The organism is Mesorhizobium sp. M1328, from assembly GCF_040318075.1.
Classification (GTDB): Bacteria; Pseudomonadota; Alphaproteobacteria; order Rhizobiales; family Rhizobiaceae; genus Mesorhizobium.
In genome coordinates, this window is the sequence record NZ_JAMYLO010000001.1 from 512,549 (window position 1) to 527,564 (window position 15,016).

Annotated in this window: 12 protein-coding genes and 1 pseudogene; 3 read left to right on the forward strand and 10 right to left on the reverse strand. The window is 64.5% G+C overall.

What is annotated here, in order from left to right; translation table 11 throughout:
• Nucleotides 1-8 precede the first annotated feature (8 nt).
• Entirely contained in the window at nt 9-1,496 is a 1,488-nt protein-coding gene (locus NKH23_RS02545) for a pyridoxal phosphate-dependent decarboxylase family protein (protein ID WP_352977020.1), read from the forward strand.
• Between the two features lie 87 nt (nt 1,497-1,583).
• On the opposite strand, the gene NKH23_RS02550 is transcribed toward NKH23_RS02545, so the two are convergent.
• The 8 genes and pseudogenes from NKH23_RS02550 to NKH23_RS02585 all read right to left on the reverse strand — a co-directional run bounded on the left by NKH23_RS02550 (nt 1,584) and on the right by NKH23_RS02585 (nt 11,670).
• On the reverse strand, nt 1,584-3,224 hold the full coding sequence (locus tag NKH23_RS02550; protein ID WP_353034194.1) for an ABC transporter substrate-binding protein: 1,641 nt from the start codon (nt 3,222-3,224) through the stop codon (nt 1,584-1,586).
• Between the two features lie 148 nt (nt 3,225-3,372).
• Nucleotides 3,373-4,373, reverse strand: a pseudogene (locus tag NKH23_RS02555) (alpha/beta hydrolase).
• A 16-nt stretch (nt 4,374-4,389) separates the two neighbouring features.
• Nucleotides 4,390-5,067, reverse strand: coding sequence for an isochorismatase family protein (locus NKH23_RS02560; RefSeq protein WP_352913134.1), 678 nt, complete (start codon nt 5,065-5,067; stop codon nt 4,390-4,392).
• Nucleotides 5,068-5,374: 307 nt separating this feature from the next.
• Nucleotides 5,375-6,679: a M24 family metallopeptidase gene (locus tag NKH23_RS02565; RefSeq protein WP_353034196.1), complete on the reverse strand. Its 1,305-nt coding sequence runs from the start codon at nt 6,677-6,679 to the stop codon at nt 5,375-5,377.
• A 534-nt stretch (nt 6,680-7,213) separates the two neighbouring features.
• Nucleotides 7,214-8,191 (reverse strand): GlxA family transcriptional regulator, encoded by a 978-nt coding sequence (locus tag NKH23_RS02570; RefSeq protein WP_352913190.1) that lies wholly within the window; start codon nt 8,189-8,191, stop codon nt 7,214-7,216.
• A gap of 291 nt (nt 8,192-8,482) precedes the next feature.
• Nucleotides 8,483-9,664, reverse strand: a complete 1,182-nt coding sequence (locus tag NKH23_RS02575) for a cystathionine gamma-synthase (protein WP_352913133.1) — start codon at nt 9,662-9,664, stop codon at nt 8,483-8,485.
• Nucleotides 9,661-11,085, reverse strand: coding sequence for a pyridoxal-phosphate dependent enzyme (locus NKH23_RS02580; RefSeq protein ID WP_352715942.1), 1,425 nt, complete (start codon nt 11,083-11,085; stop codon nt 9,661-9,663). Before NKH23_RS02580 ends, NKH23_RS02575 begins: the two co-directional genes overlap by 4 nt.
• Before the next feature lie 186 nt (nt 11,086-11,271).
• Nucleotides 11,272-11,670, reverse strand: coding sequence for a RidA family protein (locus NKH23_RS02585; protein ID WP_352913131.1), 399 nt, complete (start codon nt 11,668-11,670; stop codon nt 11,272-11,274).
• A gap of 176 nt (nt 11,671-11,846) precedes the next feature.
• Here NKH23_RS02585 and NKH23_RS02590 point away from each other — a divergent pair, with 176 nt between their 5' ends.
• On the forward strand, nt 11,847-12,176 hold the full coding sequence (locus tag NKH23_RS02590; protein ID WP_023675896.1) for a hypothetical protein: 330 nt from the start codon (nt 11,847-11,849) through the stop codon (nt 12,174-12,176).
• The gene (locus NKH23_RS02595; RefSeq protein ID WP_352977022.1) at nt 12,173-12,820 is read left to right on the forward strand and encodes a cysteine hydrolase family protein; all 648 of its coding nucleotides are present in this window, start codon (nt 12,173-12,175) and stop codon (nt 12,818-12,820) included. The genes NKH23_RS02590 and NKH23_RS02595 overlap by 4 nt, the downstream gene beginning before the upstream one ends.
• Nucleotides 12,821-12,942: 122 nt before the next feature.
• On the opposite strand, the gene NKH23_RS02600 is transcribed toward NKH23_RS02595, so the two are convergent.
• The gene (locus tag NKH23_RS02600; protein ID WP_352869700.1) at nt 12,943-13,296 is read right to left on the reverse strand and encodes a winged helix-turn-helix transcriptional regulator; all 354 of its coding nucleotides are present in this window, start codon (nt 13,294-13,296) and stop codon (nt 12,943-12,945) included.
• A 339-nt stretch (nt 13,297-13,635) separates the two neighbouring features.
• Nucleotides 13,636-14,982, reverse strand: a complete 1,347-nt coding sequence (locus tag NKH23_RS02605; protein ID WP_352913126.1) for an FAD/NAD(P)-binding protein — start codon at nt 14,980-14,982, stop codon at nt 13,636-13,638.
• Nucleotides 14,983-15,016 lie beyond the last annotated feature (34 nt).

Consider the following 15,016-nt stretch of genomic DNA (forward strand, 5'->3'; position numbering starts at 1 on the left):
CGGCCTGCATGGACACGAAGCCTGGACTGGCCGTCACGGCCACCGAGGAAACGCTTGACCCCTCGAACTGGGCCGACGTGCAGGTCTTGTCGCATCGGATCGTCGACGATGCCGTCGCTTACCTGCGCGATGTCAGAGAGCGTCCGGTGTGGCAGGAGATGCCGGTTGATGTGAGGACCTTCTTCACATCGCCGCTGCCGCGTTCGCCGGCGCCCCTAGCAGAAATCTATGGCGACGTCACCAGGAGCTTGATGCCCTATGCGATGGGCAACATCCATCCGCGCTTCTGGTCCTGGTATATGGGCTCGAGCAATTTCACCGGCGCGCTCGGCGATTTCCTGGCAGCGATCCAAGGCTCCAACCTCGGCGGCGGCAACCATGCCGCCGCGTTGATGGACAACCAGGTCGTCGACTGGTGCAAGGAAATGATGGGCTTTCCGCAATCGGCCAGCGGTACGCTGGTCAGCGGCGGCTCGATGGCCAACATCATCGGGCTGACCGTGGCGCGCAACGCCACAGCGGGTATCGACATACGCGAGCATGGCGTTGCCGGCATCGACAAGCCGCTGCGCTTCTACGGCTCCGACCAACTTCATTCCTGTCACCGCAAGGCGATGGAGGCGCTCGGCCTCGGCAACCGGGCGCTGCGTCGCATCCCGAGCGATGCCGGGCTGCGGATCGATATCGCTGCATTGCGGGAGGCGATCGCCGAGGATCGCGACGCCGGCTTCAAGCCGGCCTGCGTAATCGGTACGGCCGGCACGGTGAACACCGGCGCAATCGACGATCTGCAAGCGCTGGCTGACCTGGCGGCAAAAGAAGATCTGTGGTTTCACGTCGACGGCTGCATCGGCGCTCTGCTTGCGATTGCGCCGGACAATTCGCATCGCGTTGCCGGCATCGAGCACGCCCACTCGATCGCGCTCGATCCGCATAAATGGCTGCACGCGCCCTTCGAGGTCGGCTGCGCGCTGATCCGGGATGCCTCCGCGCATCGCGGCACGTTCGCGGTGACGCCGGAATATCTGGAATCGACGCCGCGCGGCCTGGCCTCCGGCCAATGGCTGCACGATTACGGCCTGCAGACGTCACGCGGTTTTCGCGCGCTGAAGGTGTGGATGGCACTGCGGGAGCACGGCATCGAAAAATTCGGCCGGCTGATCGACCAGAACATCGCGCAAGGGCATTATCTCGGTGCGCTGATCGAGGCCGAACCGGCGCTCGAACTGGTGGCGCCGGTGAACATCAACATCGTCTGCTTTCGCTACCGCGCCGATGGGTTGGACGCTGAGCGCCTGAAAGCGCTCAATACCGAGATCATGCTGAGGCTGCAGGAAGAAGGCATCGCCGCCATTTCCGACACGACGGTGCATGGCCAGCATTGCCTCAGGGTGGCGATCAACAACCACCGCACCCGGCGCAACGATCTGGACCTGCTGATTCAGGAAACAGTGCGGCTCGGAGGAGAGATTTCGAAGGCTGGCGTCGCCGGCTGATCCGTGTGGCGCGAAGATCGACGACGCGGCTTCATTCCAGCGTGGGTTCCTCGCCCCGATGCCGACCGATCGAACCTGCGACAAAGCTCACGCGTCAAGCCAGACCTTCTCGAAATGCTGCTCGAGCGACTGGTGTTGCTCGCAGCCATGCACGCCCTTGCGATAGGTGCGATAGACCGAGCGCCAGTAGGGCTGGATGATGACGCCGGAATCGCGCAAATTCTGTTCGATCTTGGCCATGAGCTCTTTGCGGGCGCCGGGGTCGGGCATCGCCAGCGCCTTGTCGAGCAGACTGTCGAATTCCGGATCGGCATAGGCGCTCTCGTTCCAGGCGGCGCCAGACTTATAAGCGAGCGCCAGCACCTGCACGCCCAGCGGCCGGCCGAGCCATTCCGTGCAGGAGAAGGGATATTTGCTCCAATCGTTCCAGAAGGTCGCGGCCGGCAGCACTGTGCGCTTGATCTTCAGCCCTGCCTCGCGCATCTGCGCGGCGATGGCGTCGCCGGTGCTCTTCTGCCAGTCGACGTCGACCGAGATGAGTTCGTATTCGTGGTCGGCCTTGCCGGCCTCGGCGAGCAGGGCCTTGGCTTGATCGGTGTTGCGGACGGCCGGGCCGATATCGGCATATTCGGGATGCATCGGCCCGACAGGATGGTTCTCGGCAGGCTTGCCGCGGTTGTCCATGCCGATCTTCAGCACCGCGGCGTTGTCGACAGCCAGTTGTGCGGCGCGCCGCACCTTGATGTCGTCATAGGGCGGGTTGCCGATGTTGAAACGCGCGACGATGGTCGAGCCGGTGGCGATTTCCGAATTGCTCAGGCCCATGGAGTCGGTCTGCGCAACCGTGTCGGAGGCGGTTTCGTGGTCGGTGTCGACCTCGCCCGATTCGAATGCCGACAGCATGGCGTTGGGATCGGAGCCGTAGTCGACCCATTTGATGCCGTCGAGATAGAACTCGCCCTTCCACCATGGCTTGTCCTTGCGGCGGACTTCGGCGCCGACCTCGGCGTCCCATGCGACGAGTTCGCAAGGCCCGGTAGTGATCGCCAATGCCTTCAGCGGATCGCCGTCGCCTTCATAGCTGCGGTGCATGATCAGCGCCGGATAGTCGGCCATGCCGGCGATCAGCGAAATGTCGGGCTTAGGCAAATTGAGCCGGACGGTGAAATCGTCGACGCGCTCGATGCCGCCGTCGACGGCCTTCTTGGTATCGGCGTTGACCAGTGCGCCCATGCGCGCGGCGACCGAATTGCCGGCGACGGACGCATCGCACCAGCGCGTCAGATTGTGAATGACATCGTCGGCATTGAAGGTGTCGCCGTTCGACCAGGTGATGCCCTTGCGGACATGCAGCGTGATCACGCGGGCGTCGTCGCTGGTCTCCCAGCTCTCGAGCAGCCAGGGCTCGAAGGTGAAGTCGCGGCTCCAGCGCACCAGATATTCGTTGCACTGGCGGGCGACGTTGGACATCTCGACGCCGTCGAAGGTGCGCGGATCCTTCCAGCCCTTGACGTTCATGGCGACGCGCAGAACGCCGCCGCGCTTCGGCTCCTCGGCCCTGGCCGGCGACGGCGCAAGCCCGCCAAGCGCCAGCGCGCCGGCCGCACTGACGCCGAACGCGGCCATGGTGGCGAGATATTCGCGCCGGTTCATCTGGCCTTTCTTGAAGCCGTCGGCGACGGGCTCGGCCTGCGGATGCAATTTCCGGTCGGTCAGCATGAACTTCATCGTAAATCCTCCCTGTCGGGCCGGCGCATCGCGGATGCGGGCTCCTTACGTGGTGTGATGATAGGGCTGGCCTGACCGAAGCAGTGTTCGGGTTTCCGCAGTTGTTGTGCGCTGTTCCGCGACAGTGGAGCTTGGAGGACGCTCCGCGTCACTCCGGCCAGTCACCCCGCCCAGCGCGGCTATTGCCGCGATTATGCGCTCGAAGGCCTCGCCGGCGCGCGGCACGGTCTTGCGGGCGCGCAGGAAGCTGTGCACCAGGCGCGGTTCTTCGCGCCACCATGCCATGCCGCCGGCGGCAAGGATGCGGTCGCGATAGCCCTGGCCGTCCGACGACAGCGGGTCGCATTCGGCAGTGATGATGGCCGTCGGCGGCAGGCCGGAGAAGTCGCTATCGCCGAGCGGCGAAAATGTCGGGTCGTCCGGCGACTGCGCCGGGCCTGCGCGGACATGGCGATAGAATTCGACGTCGCGCAATGTCAGCAGTGGCGCCTCGGCGTGCTCGATATAGGAGCCGGTGCGCGCTTTGCCATCCAGCTCTGGGCCGTCTAGCTCGTCACCGCCGAGCTCGGGATAGATCAGCACCTGGCCGATCGCATGGCGAGGATGGCGGCGTGTCGCCTGTGCCACCGCAGCGGCCAGGTTGCCGCCGGCGCTTTCGCCGCAGAGCACGATGGGCAGTTCCGTCGTCGCCGCAGCCCATTCGAATACCGCCAGCGCATCGTCGAAAGCCGCCGGATGCAGATGCTCGGGCGCCAGCCGGTAATCGACGGACAGCACGGCAAATCCGGTGCCGGCGCATATCTCGGCGCAGATGTCGTCATGGCTGTCGAGCCCGCCAAGGACGAAGCCGCCGCCGTGATAATAGACGACCGCTGCCTGCGGCGCCGTTCCCGCCAACTGGTAGCGCCGCACGGGGATCGCACGGTCGCCGACGCTGCTGTCGTTTGCCTTGACACGGGGCGGATATTGCTCGCGAAACGCCCGGCACATGGCATCATAGACCGCCCGCTGCCTGTCGATTGGCATGTAGACGATCTCGGGCGGATACCACTCGTTGACCCGGTCGATATGGGCCCACAGCTCCAAATCGAGCAGCGTTTGGTATTTTCCGCGCTCTCTCGTTTCGGGTCGATCGGCCTCGGTGATCATCGCTGCGCGATCCCGCTCAGAGCTCGCCGTAGAGCCGGGCAGCATTTTCATAGCTGAAGCGCAGCGGCACCGAGCCCTCGACCTGCCAGGCTTCGACCGTCTCGCCGGCCAGCAGCCGGCAGGCGCCGTCGGTGGTGGTGACGGCGCCGCCATAGAGCCGGTTGGCGAGATTGAGAATGGCCGTCTGGTGCATCGCCGTGCTGCCGCTGCCGCAGGCATCCTTGACCAAGAGCACGCGAAACCCGAGCGCCACCGCATCCTTGACGGTGGCGTCGATGCAGGCCTCGGTCCAGACGCCGGCAACGACCAGCCACTCGATGCCCTCGGCCTTCAGCCGCTGGGCGGCAGGCCCTGCGCGGAAGGCGCTGGCGTCGGTCTTGACCAGCATCGTCTCGCCCGGCGCCGGGCCCACTTCCGCGCAGATTGCAGTCAGCGGATCGTCCTTGTCGGAAAACGCCGACTTGCCGTTGGCCTCGACCGGGTGGAACGGCCGCGCCGTGGCGAGATCGACGATATAGGCCCAGTGGTAAAGGGGCACATTGTTGGCCCGCGCCGCCTCCTGCAGCCGCTGGACGTTGGCGAGGATGTCGCCATAGCCTTCGACCAGATAGCGCTTGTCCCGCCGATGCTCCTCCTGGAGATCGATGAACACCGCCGCCACCTTGCCGCGCTTGATCGAGATCGGGCTTTTCATGCGGATACGCCTGCCTTCCCGGCCAACGCTGTTCCTTTCCGTGGGCTACCGCAAGCCGTGGAGATTGGCTGACTCCTAGCCAGCTTCGTCATCCCAGGGCGAAGCAGGAGCGAAGCTCCGTCGCGGAGACCCTGGGATCCATGCCGTGACCTTAGCCGAAGAGTGCAGCGGAGCAGAATTCTGCACGGCAGCAGCGCTCTGAAGTCACGGCATGGATCCTGGGGTCTGCGCCGCGTCGCTGCGCTCCTTGCTCCGCCCCAGGATGACGAAGCGAACGGTGTTTCCGACAGTCGCCAAAGTACGAGCGTCAAACCTGCTTCTCCAGGAAATCGTCCTCATAGGGAAAGCGCGACAGGAGCTCGGTGCCGGTCTCGGTGATCAGGATCTCGTCCTCCAGCTTGACGCCCTCGCGGCCGCCCTTCTCGCCTATATAGCTTTCGACGCTGACCACCATGCCGGGCACGATGACACCGTCGCGGCCATAGGTTTCATAATCCATGGCATGTGCGATGAACGGCGTCTCGCCATGCATGCCGACGCCGTGCATGACCGAGGTATAGCGCTGGTCGACGAAGCGGTCCGGGATCTTCCAGGCCTTTTCGGCAATCTTGCGAAACGCCATGCCGGGTCTGACGATCGAGATATTGTGCTGAACCTGGTCGTGCGCCATGCGGTAGAGCGATTTCTGGTAATCCGTCGGCTTGCCCGGGCCGCAACGGAAGGTGCGCGAAAAGTCCGAATAGTAGCCGTAGCAGCCGATCGTGTCGGTATCGAGCGCCAAGAGTTCGCCCGGCCTGATCTTGCGGCCGCTCGCCTCGTTGAACCACGGATTGGTGCGCTGGCCCGAGGTCAGCAGCCGGGTTTCGATGAACTCGCCGCCTTGCCGGATCACCTCACCATACATGATGGCGAACAGCTCGTTTTCGGAAACGCCGGGCTTGATCGCCTCGCGCACCGCATAGACCGCAGCCTCGGCGCCAGCCATCGACACCTGCAGGCATTTTACTTCCTCAGGCGTCTTAACCGCGCGCACCGCCAAAACCTCGCCCTGGCAATCGCGGACGTCGCAGCCGCGCTTTTCCAGCGCCAGTGCCTGCAGATGGCTGCAGCGGTCGAGCCCGAGTTTCATCGAGCCGCCGCCATGCGCCTTGAGCAATTCGGCGATCTCATCGGCGAACGGGCCGGCGGTTTCGTCGTCACGGCCCGACACTGAAGACCAGACCAGCTTGGACGGCCGCGCCTCGTCGATCGTGTCGAGCACCATCGAGACATGGTAGCTCTGCGGATATTCGAACAACACGATCGGCCCTTCTGTCGGGATGAAGAAGTAGCGGGTCGAGTTGCGCAGGAAATAGCCGAACATGTTGCGGGAGCCGGTGGCGTAGCGCTGGTTGTAGGGGTCGAACAAAACCACGCCGCCATAGCCGGCCTCGCGCATCCAGGCGCGCAGCCTGGCCAGCCGGCCCTTGCGCAGCGCGTCGGCGTCGATGAAGGACGGCTCGGTATCCGACAACCACATGCCGCCGGCCGGATCGGCCGCAGCCGGATGGCGCATGCGGTCCTTGAAGTCGACATCCTCGGTGCTGTCGGGGTCAAAAACGACGATGCTCATGGGTGCCTCCTGGAAGGCCCTGAACATAGCGGCGCGGCGCCAAGAGCTTATGCGGAATCCCGCAGATGTCGTGCTGAATGCCGCAGGAGCTTGTCGGCAGCCTCGGTGATTAGCCGTAAGCCACCACACTTTCGTCATCCCAGGGCGGAGCAGGAGCGAAGCGACGTCGCGGAGACCCTGGGATCCATGCCGTTACATCAGCCGAGGAATGCAGCGGCTCAGAAGGGGCGCTTGTATCCGCAACGGCGCCAGCTACCCTTCCACCATGGATCGGCTATGCCTACATGACTGCAAGCCAGAAGCGCGGCCCGATCTGCATCGGTGCCACCAATGATCTTGGCCTCCGCATCATCCCAGGCTCGGCCCATCGGTGCGAAGAAGAACTCGGTTCTGGTCCCGCTGGAGCACTGCCGCGAGGGAACGGCATGGATCCCAGGGTCTGCGCCGCGTCGCTTCGCTCCTTGCTCCGCCCTGGGATGACGAAGCGGAAGGGTGGTTCGGCTAATCTCCGAGGTTTGCGCCTTGCAGACGCCCCTAATGCCGCCGCAACACCTTCGGCGCGTGGCCGTGCTCCTCCCGGAACGCCCGGGCAAAGCTCGACATCGAAGCAAAGCCACAGGCCAGCGCGACGTCGCGCACCATCAGCGTCGAATGCGCCAGGAGGTCGGCGGCGCGCTTCAACCGCAGGCGGCGGTAATAGCCGTTGGGCGAGATGCTGAGTTCGGAGCGGAAATTGCGTTCGAGCTTGTCGGAGGAGACACCAAGCCGCCCCGCCAGTTCCGCCATGCCGAGCCGCTCCTCCACCGCATCCTCCATGATGGCGATGGCCGACAGCACCAATTCGTTCTGCACGCCGGTGCGTAGGCGCAGCGGCATCAGCTTGCGGTCGACGCTGGAGCGCAGCGGGCTGTGCACGAACCATTCGGCGACGCCGGCGGCAAGTTCGGCGCCATAATCGCTGGTGATGATCTCCAGCATCATGTCGAGGCTGCCGACGCCACCGGCCGAAGTGAAGCGCTTGCGGTCGATGACATAGAGATCGCGCCTCAGCTCGATATCCGGAAACGCTTCGATGAAAGCCGCCTGGCTGGTCCAGTGCAAGGTGCAGGCATGACCGTCGAGCAGGCCCGCGCGGGCGAGAAAGAACGCCGCGTCAGCCACCGCACCGATATGGGCGCCGCCGCGCAGGCTCTTGCGGATCCAGCTCACGGCATCTTGCGCGACGAGATGATCGGCATCGCCGCCCGAGCAGACGACGACGCGATCGACCTTCGGCGCGTCATGGGCGGCAAAGCCGGGCTGGATGACGACGCCGTTCGAGGCCTCCACCGGACCTTCGGTGGCGCCGACGATGATCCAGCGATAGCAGTCCCGCTTGGCCAGCACGTTGGCGGCGCGCAGCGGCTCGATCACCGAGCTGAACGCCATCATCGGAAAGCCGGGGAAGACCAGGATGGCGAAGGTGAGCGGGGTGTCGTTTGCCGTCGGTTGGTTGCGTTGTCGGTTGTTCATGGTGTGCATTACAATTCTGCCAGATGCCACTTAGTCAATTACATTGCGGGACGGATGGCACCGCCCCTCATTGCCCTGCCGGGCATTTCTCCCCGTATAGTGACGGGGAGAAAGGGGCCGTCGCGACCTCGGCGCTAGTTCTGCTGCGCAGAAGACTTGCGAAACCACAGGCAAAGGCGTCCCTCTCCCCGTCGCTATACGGGGAGAGGATGCCGGCAGGCAGGTGAGGGGCGGCGCCGACATTGGCAATTGTCCGTCTCAGCACGAGTCCTCCGACACGACTGCTCCCCCTCAACTCGCCAACGCCTGATCCAGATCCGCGATCAGATCGTCGCCGTCCTCGATCCCGGCCGACAACCGCACCAGCGAATCGGATATCCCGATCTCGGCGCGTTTTTTCGCCGGGATCGAGCCGTGCGTCATCAGTGCCGGGTGCTCGATCAGGCTTTCGACGCCGCCGAGGCTTTCGGCCAGCGTGAACAGCTGCGTGTGTTCGAGGAAGCGTTTGGTGCCGGCGAGGTCGCGGTCGAGCTCGACCGTGATCATGCCGCCGAAGGCGTGCATCTGCCGCCTGGCGATGGCGTGCTGCGGGTGGCTGGGCAGGCCGGGATAGATAACACGGCGGATGTCGGGGCGGCTTTCCAGCCAGTGCGCAATCTTCTGGCCGTTCGACGAATGACGCTCCATCCTCAGCGCCAGCGTCTTCAGTCCGCGCAGCGCCAGGAAACTGTCGAACGGCCCTGAAATGGCGCCGATGGCGTTCTGCAGGAATTTTAGCCGCTCAGTGAGATCCTTATTGTCGCCGACCACGGCGACGCCGCCGACCATGTCGGAATGGCCGTTGAGGTATTTCGTCGTCGAGTGAACAACGATATCGATGCCGAGCTCCAGCGGCCGCTGCAGATAGGGGCTGCAAAAAGTGTTGTCGGCCACCGACATCACGCCCTTCCGTCTGGCCAGTGCGGCGACGCCTTCGAGATCGACGACGCGCAGCAGCGGATTGGTCGGCGTCTCGACCCAAAGCAGCTTGGTCTCCGGGCGGATCGCCGCCTCGACCGCGGCAAGATCGGTGAAGTCGACGAAGTCGACCTGGAGGTTGGCCGAGCGCTTGCGCACCCGTTCCAGCAATCGGAACGTGCCGCCATAGATGTCGTCGGTGGCGACGATATGCGCGCCTGAATCGAGCAGTTCGAAAATGGTTGCGATCGCTGCCAGCCCCGAAGCGAAGGCGAAGGCGGCTGCGCCGCTTTCGAGGTCGGCCACCGCGCGCTCGAAGGCGAAGCGGGTCGGGTTCTGGCTGCGGGCATATTCAAAACCCTTGTGCACGCCCGGGCTCTGCTGGCCGTAGGTCGAGGTGGCATAGATCGGTACCATCACCGCGCCCGTCGTCGGGTCGTGGCTCTGGCCGCCATGGATGGTGCGGGTCGAGAAGGCGAGGCGGTTTTTGCCCGATACGGTGGCTTTGACGGTCATCGGGCGCGCCTCAGATGGTTGATCAGGTCGATGCGGGTTATCAGGCCAATAAATTCGTCGCCATCGAAGACGATGGCAACCTCGTTGCGGTCGAACACCGGCAGCAGCGCGTCCAGCGTCTGGCTGGCCTGCAGCGTGTGCAGGTTAGAGGTCATGGCCGTCCTGACCGGGGCCTTGAAGCGGTCCCAGCGGCTGTCATAGGGGCCTTCGACCTTGGCGAGGATATCGCTTTCGTCGATGATGCCGACGAGCTTGCCGTCGTCCAGCACCGGCAGTTGCGAGACATCCGAGCGGCGCATGCGGCCATAGGCGTTGAGCAGGCTTTCGTCGGGGCCGACCGACACGACATCGCCGGTGCGAAGCGTGCGCATGACCAGGTCGCGCAGATCGCCATGCTGCTCCTGCTCGGCCAGGCCCTGCTCGACCAGCCAGAAATCGTCGAAGACTTTCGACAGGTACTTGTTGCCGCTGTCGCAGACGAAGGTAACGACGCGCTTCGGCACGGTCTGCTCGCGGCAATAGCGGAGTGCCGCCGAAAGCAGCGTGCCGGACGACGAGCCGGCGAGAATGCCTTCCTTGGAAAGCAGGTCGCGTACCGCAAGCATGCTCTGCTTGTCGGGAATGGAATAGGCCTTCCTGACCAGCGACAGATCGGCATTGGGCGGCACGAAATCCTCGCCGATGCCTTCGACGGTCCAGCTTCCGGCCTCTACCATCTTGCCGGTCTTGATCAGCGGCGCCAGCACCGAGCCGACCGGATCGGCCAAAATCATCTCGGTCTTCGGCGAGACTTTCGCAAAGTAGCGGCCGAGCCCGGTCAGCGTGCCGCCGGAGCCGACGCCGACGACCACCGCATCGACATCGCCTCCGAGCTGTTGAAAGATTTCCGGCCCGGTCGTGGTTTCGTGGGCGTGCGGATTGGCCGGGTTGGCAAACTGGTTGGCATAGAAGGCGCCGGGCAGCTCGGCGGCGATCTTTTCGGCCATGTCCTGGTAATATTCGGCGTGGCCCTTGCCGACGTCGGAACGCGTCATGCGCACTTCCGCGCCGAGCGCGCGCAGATGCTGGATTTTTTCGCGCGACATCTTGTCGGGCACGACGAGGATGATGCGGTAGCCCTTCGGGATACCGACCTGGGCGAGGCCAAGACCGGTATTGCCGGCGGTCGCCTCGACGATGGTGCCGCCGGGCTTCAGTCTGCCCTGTTTTTCGGCGGCGGCAATCATCGACAGCGCGATGCGGTCCTTGATCGAGCCGCCGGGATTCTGGCTTTCGAGCTTGATGAACAGCCGGCACTTGCCGATGTCGAATTTGGTCAGCTCGACGACCGGCGTCTGCCCGATCAGGTCGAGAACCGAGGCATAGGGCGGGCGCAGGCGGGACGATGCATCGTCCGGTGCCACGATCTTGTGCTTGCTCATGTCAGATGCTCCGTTGCCAGAATGAGCAACCGCCCTGGAAGACGGCAACCTACCGTCTTTTCCAGCCGTTTGCAGTTGGAAAGAAGATAGATCGTGCCAATCCGGCCGCCAGCAGGGGAATGGAATTTCGCAAAAGCTTCGCCGGCCTCCAGGCAGGGCAAAAGATTTGCAGAACCTGTTTAGGGCTCAGGCGATCGCCGCCTGGGCTTCCATCTCGATCAGAAAATCCGGATTGCCGAGGCCAGCGACGCGCAGCACCTTGATGATCGGCGGCGCGCCACGGTTTGCCCAGAAGGCCATCCAGGCGCCGAAGGCCGGCCCTATGTCCAGGTCGCCGGCGATATAGACCGAGAGGCTGATGAGGTCTTCAGGCTTTGCCCTACCGGCTTCGAGCACCTTTGCCAGGTTGGAAAGCGCCTGAGCGGTCTGTGCAGCGAGATCGTCCCTGGCGACGATCCGCCCTTGCGCGTCGACGCCATTCTGGCCGCCGACCAGCACGATGCGCGCGGATGCCGGTAGCGACACGCCTTGCGAATAGGCCGGATTGCTGTGCATGCCCTCGGGGTTCAGCCTTTCGATGGTCACCGCGCTTTTCCTCCTCTTCAGCAAAAATTATCCCGCGGCCGCCCGGCCGCCCATAGGGATCGCGCGGCACAGAACGGCAATCGTGCGGCCGTTTCAACGCACCATCTCGTTCGTTGCCGCCGCCGATTCAGCCATGCTACCCGGCGCTGGGCGAACAGCAATGCAAGGAACGGCCGATGAAGATTCTTGCCTATGACAATTTCAGGCCCGGCGTCACGCTCGACGACCTGCGGCCTTATCTGCGCGACGAAGTGTCGAACGTCTGGCGGCTCTGGAAGGCGGGGATCGTGCGCGAGAATTATGCGCGCGGCGATATTGGCGGCGTCATCATCGTCTTCGAGCTCGACAGCGTTGCGGAAGCGCGGCGCTACACCGAGGACTTCCCGCTGTCCAAGGCCGGGCTGCTGGAATGGCACTTCATCGCCTTCGACGCGCCATTGCCGCTGGAATTCCTGTTCGACCCGACCGTCGACATCGCCAAGCCGTGGGACCGGACTGCAGCATGATCCGGTCGAGCGACGGGATCGAAATCCCGGCCAGCCTGGCTGAGTGGTGCGATCCGCGCCGTACCGCGCTGGTGGTCTACGACATGCAGATCGGCATCTGCCGCCAGGTGGCCGGCGCCGCCACCATCATCGAGCGCACCGGCACGGTGCTGGAAGCGGCGCGCGTGGCCGGAATGCGGGTGGCGTTCACGCGCCATCTGTCGCTGCCGCGCAAATGGATGGGCGCGACGCAGCTGCGCACCGCCATGGCCTGGCAGCGGCGCGACAGCCCCGACATGGTTGAGCCGTGGTTCCCGCGCGACGCCGAAGCGACGCGGATCGTGCCCGAGCTGGAACCCCGCGCGGACGAGGCGGTGTTCGACAAGCTCACGATGTCGGCCTTCGATTCCACCGCGCTCGGCTTTGCCTTGCGCGATTGCGGCGTGCGCACGATAGCGCTCGCAGGCATTGCCATGGAGATCGGCATCGAGCCGACCGTTCGCCAGGCGACCGACAATGGCTTTGTCGCCATGGTAATCGAGGATGCCTGTGGCTTCGGCAACCGCGAAGCGCGCGACCGCTCGACGGCGACGCTGCGCTTCCTCGGCGAAGCCGTTGTCACCGATGTCGCAAGCTTCTGCAGCGCGCTTGCCGGTGCGGGTTGAGGACAATCGGCTTGCCAGAGCGATCCACCGTTTCACGGAAACGCCGAACCGCTCCATCGCTTTGTCTTCACGCAATACGCAATTGCGGACGGAAAACCGCTTCGCGCTTTCCCGGAATTGATCTAGGTGGTGGCTGCGCTGTCGGTACGAAAACGCACACCTTCGGCGCGGCCATGCACGCTGCCCCAGTCGTAGAGCGCCTGGAGCGCGGCGGCGAGATCTTCACCGCGCCCGGTCAAGGCGTAGCGTCCCTTGCCGTCCGGCGACGTCTCGAGCGTGACGAAGCCGATCTCGACAAGCTCGGCCAGGCGTTGCGTCAGCATCTTGTCGGAGAGCGAGGGGATCAGCCGGCGCAGTTCGGAATAGCGCATCGGCTGTTCCTTGATGCGCGCCAGGATCACTGTCTTCCATTTGCCGCCGAGCGCGTCGAGCGCGAACTCGACCGGGCAGCCGTAGAGTCTTCCGCGTTGGGTCATGCGCCATGGTAGGCAAGGCACGGTGGCGACGGAAGCAGAATTTGCCCGGTCATCTGGCCAGGGTCGCGGCCTGCTGTCTGGCCGGCTATAAAATTCATGGAGGAGAACGGAGATGAGCGTACGCGACGCCAATCCGGTCAACGCGAAACAGCCGAAACGGGTGGCGATCGTCATCGCCAACCCGGCTGTCTCGACCACCAGAGGCTGGCCGGTCGGCTTTTGGTGGAGCGAGCTCACGCATCCCTGGTTCGCCTTCACCGAGCGAGGTTATGCGGTCGAGATCTTTTCACCCAACGGCGGCGGTGTTGCATCCGGAATTGCGTCAAGACAAAGAGATTCTCATCCGAGCCATCGCTTGCTGAGCCGTGCGCACTGTACGCGAATATCGGGAATGGCGTCGATTTCGAAGAAAGTGCCGCGCGTCAGTGGCCCGACGGCGAGGATCTTGGCCGATACAGTGCCGTCGCTGGCGATGACCTCGCAGTTGGCGGTTACATCGAGGCCGAGCCGCAGCGGATCCGGCCTTGCCAGCCCACGGTCGACCAGCGACCGTACCACGCTGTTCGAGGTGGTCGAGATGTCCCTGGCTATGCCTGTGCAATCATAGATGCGCACGACGTCGAACCTTTCGAGCTGCTGCGTGTGACGCGACTGGACCTGGACGCTGAAGCCGTCGCCGGCGGCGATGTCAACGACGCGCCCGGCGACAAGGCGGATGCGGCCCGCTTGCACCGCCTCGGCAACGCGGGCGTAGACTTCAGGCGCCATGCGATGGCGGTGGATGTCCCACCACGCCTTGGTGTGTTCGACGAAGCGGCGCTTGGCCGAGGACGGCCAGTTCTGCCAGATCTTCTGGTTGAAGGGTCTCAGACCGTCGACCACGTCGCGCCAGTCGATGCCGGCCTTCTGGTTTTCCCGGATCAGGTCGCGGAACCAGCCGACGAAATAGGAAAGCTGGGTGCCGAGCGGAATGTCGGCGACGTCGAGCTTGATCGGATTGCCCTTGCGATGCGGTGACGGCAGCAGGCCGCGCCGCGACACCGCGACGATCGCGCCGCGATGACCGCGCTGCTCGAGCGACAGGAAGGCATCGACCATGCTCAGACCGGTGCCCAGCACCAGGACTGGGGCTTCGGGGTCGAGCGCGGTGTCGGCCTCCGAGCCCATCCTGATCGCGTGGCCCTGACCGGCGCCCGGCTCCTCGTCATGGCCGGTGGCGAGCACGGCAAGGTGCGCAACCACGCTGGTGCCGTTGGCCAGCGCCACTTCGACGCCTGACGCGGTCGGCGAGATCGACAGGCTCTCCTCGCGGATCAGGCGTAGCCGGCCCGTCTGCTGCTCACGCGCCTCGAGCTCGTCGAGCAGCTCCTTGAGATAGCGGGCGTAGACGCTGCGCGGCGCGTAGACCGGCGCCTGCTCTGGCGTCGCCAGGCCGCGTCCAAGCAGCCAGCGCGAGAAATTGCCGGGATCGTCCGCATAAGCGCTCATGCCGGCCGCGCTGACATTCAGCACATGCGCCGACAGCAGCGTTGAATAGGCCATGCCTTGCCCGAAATGCGGGCGTTTTTCGATCAGGCTGACGCGGAGATCGGGATTGGGCGACTTCAGCAGATGCGCGGCAAGCACGACGCCGCTGGCGCCGCCACCGACAATGATGATGGAACTTGGCGTAGCGCGCCCGGTCATGCGCACACCAGCTGTCCTGGCGATCGTCGCCGGC

Bases quoted from the DNA above. Each gene is read 5' to 3' on its own strand.
- NKH23_RS02575 (WP_352913133.1), bottom strand. From the start codon at position 9,664: ATGACCGTCAAAGCCACCGTATCGGGCAAAAACCGCCTCGCCTTCTCG.
- NKH23_RS02565 (WP_353034196.1), bottom strand. From the start codon at position 6,679: ATGAGCATCGTCGTTTTTGACCCCGACAGCACCGAGGATGTCGACTTC.
- NKH23_RS02590 (WP_023675896.1), top strand. From the start codon at position 11,847: ATGAAGATTCTTGCCTATGACAATTTCAGGCCCGGCGTCACGCTCGAC.
- NKH23_RS02560 (WP_352913134.1), bottom strand. From the start codon at position 5,067: ATGAAAAGCCCGATCTCGATCAAGCGCGGCAAGGTGGCGGCGGTGTTC.
- NKH23_RS02600 (WP_352869700.1), bottom strand. From the start codon at position 13,296: ATGACCCAACGCGGAAGACTCTACGGCTGCCCGGTCGAGTTCGCGCTC.
- NKH23_RS02550 (WP_353034194.1), bottom strand. From the start codon at position 3,224: ATGAAGTTCATGCTGACCGACCGGAAATTGCATCCGCAGGCCGAGCCC.
- NKH23_RS02595 (WP_352977022.1), top strand. From the start codon at position 12,173: ATGATCCGGTCGAGCGACGGGATCGAAATCCCGGCCAGCCTGGCTGAG.
- NKH23_RS02545 (WP_352977020.1), top strand. From the start codon at position 9: ATGGACACGAAGCCTGGACTGGCCGTCACGGCCACCGAGGAAACGCTT.
- NKH23_RS02580 (WP_352715942.1), bottom strand. From the start codon at position 11,085: ATGAGCAAGCACAAGATCGTGGCACCGGACGATGCATCGTCCCGCCTG.
- NKH23_RS02570 (WP_352913190.1), bottom strand. From the start codon at position 8,191: ATGAACAACCGACAACGCAACCAACCGACGGCAAACGACACCCCGCTC.
- NKH23_RS02605 (WP_352913126.1), bottom strand. From the start codon at position 14,982: ATGACCGGGCGCGCTACGCCAAGTTCCATCATCATTGTCGGTGGCGGC.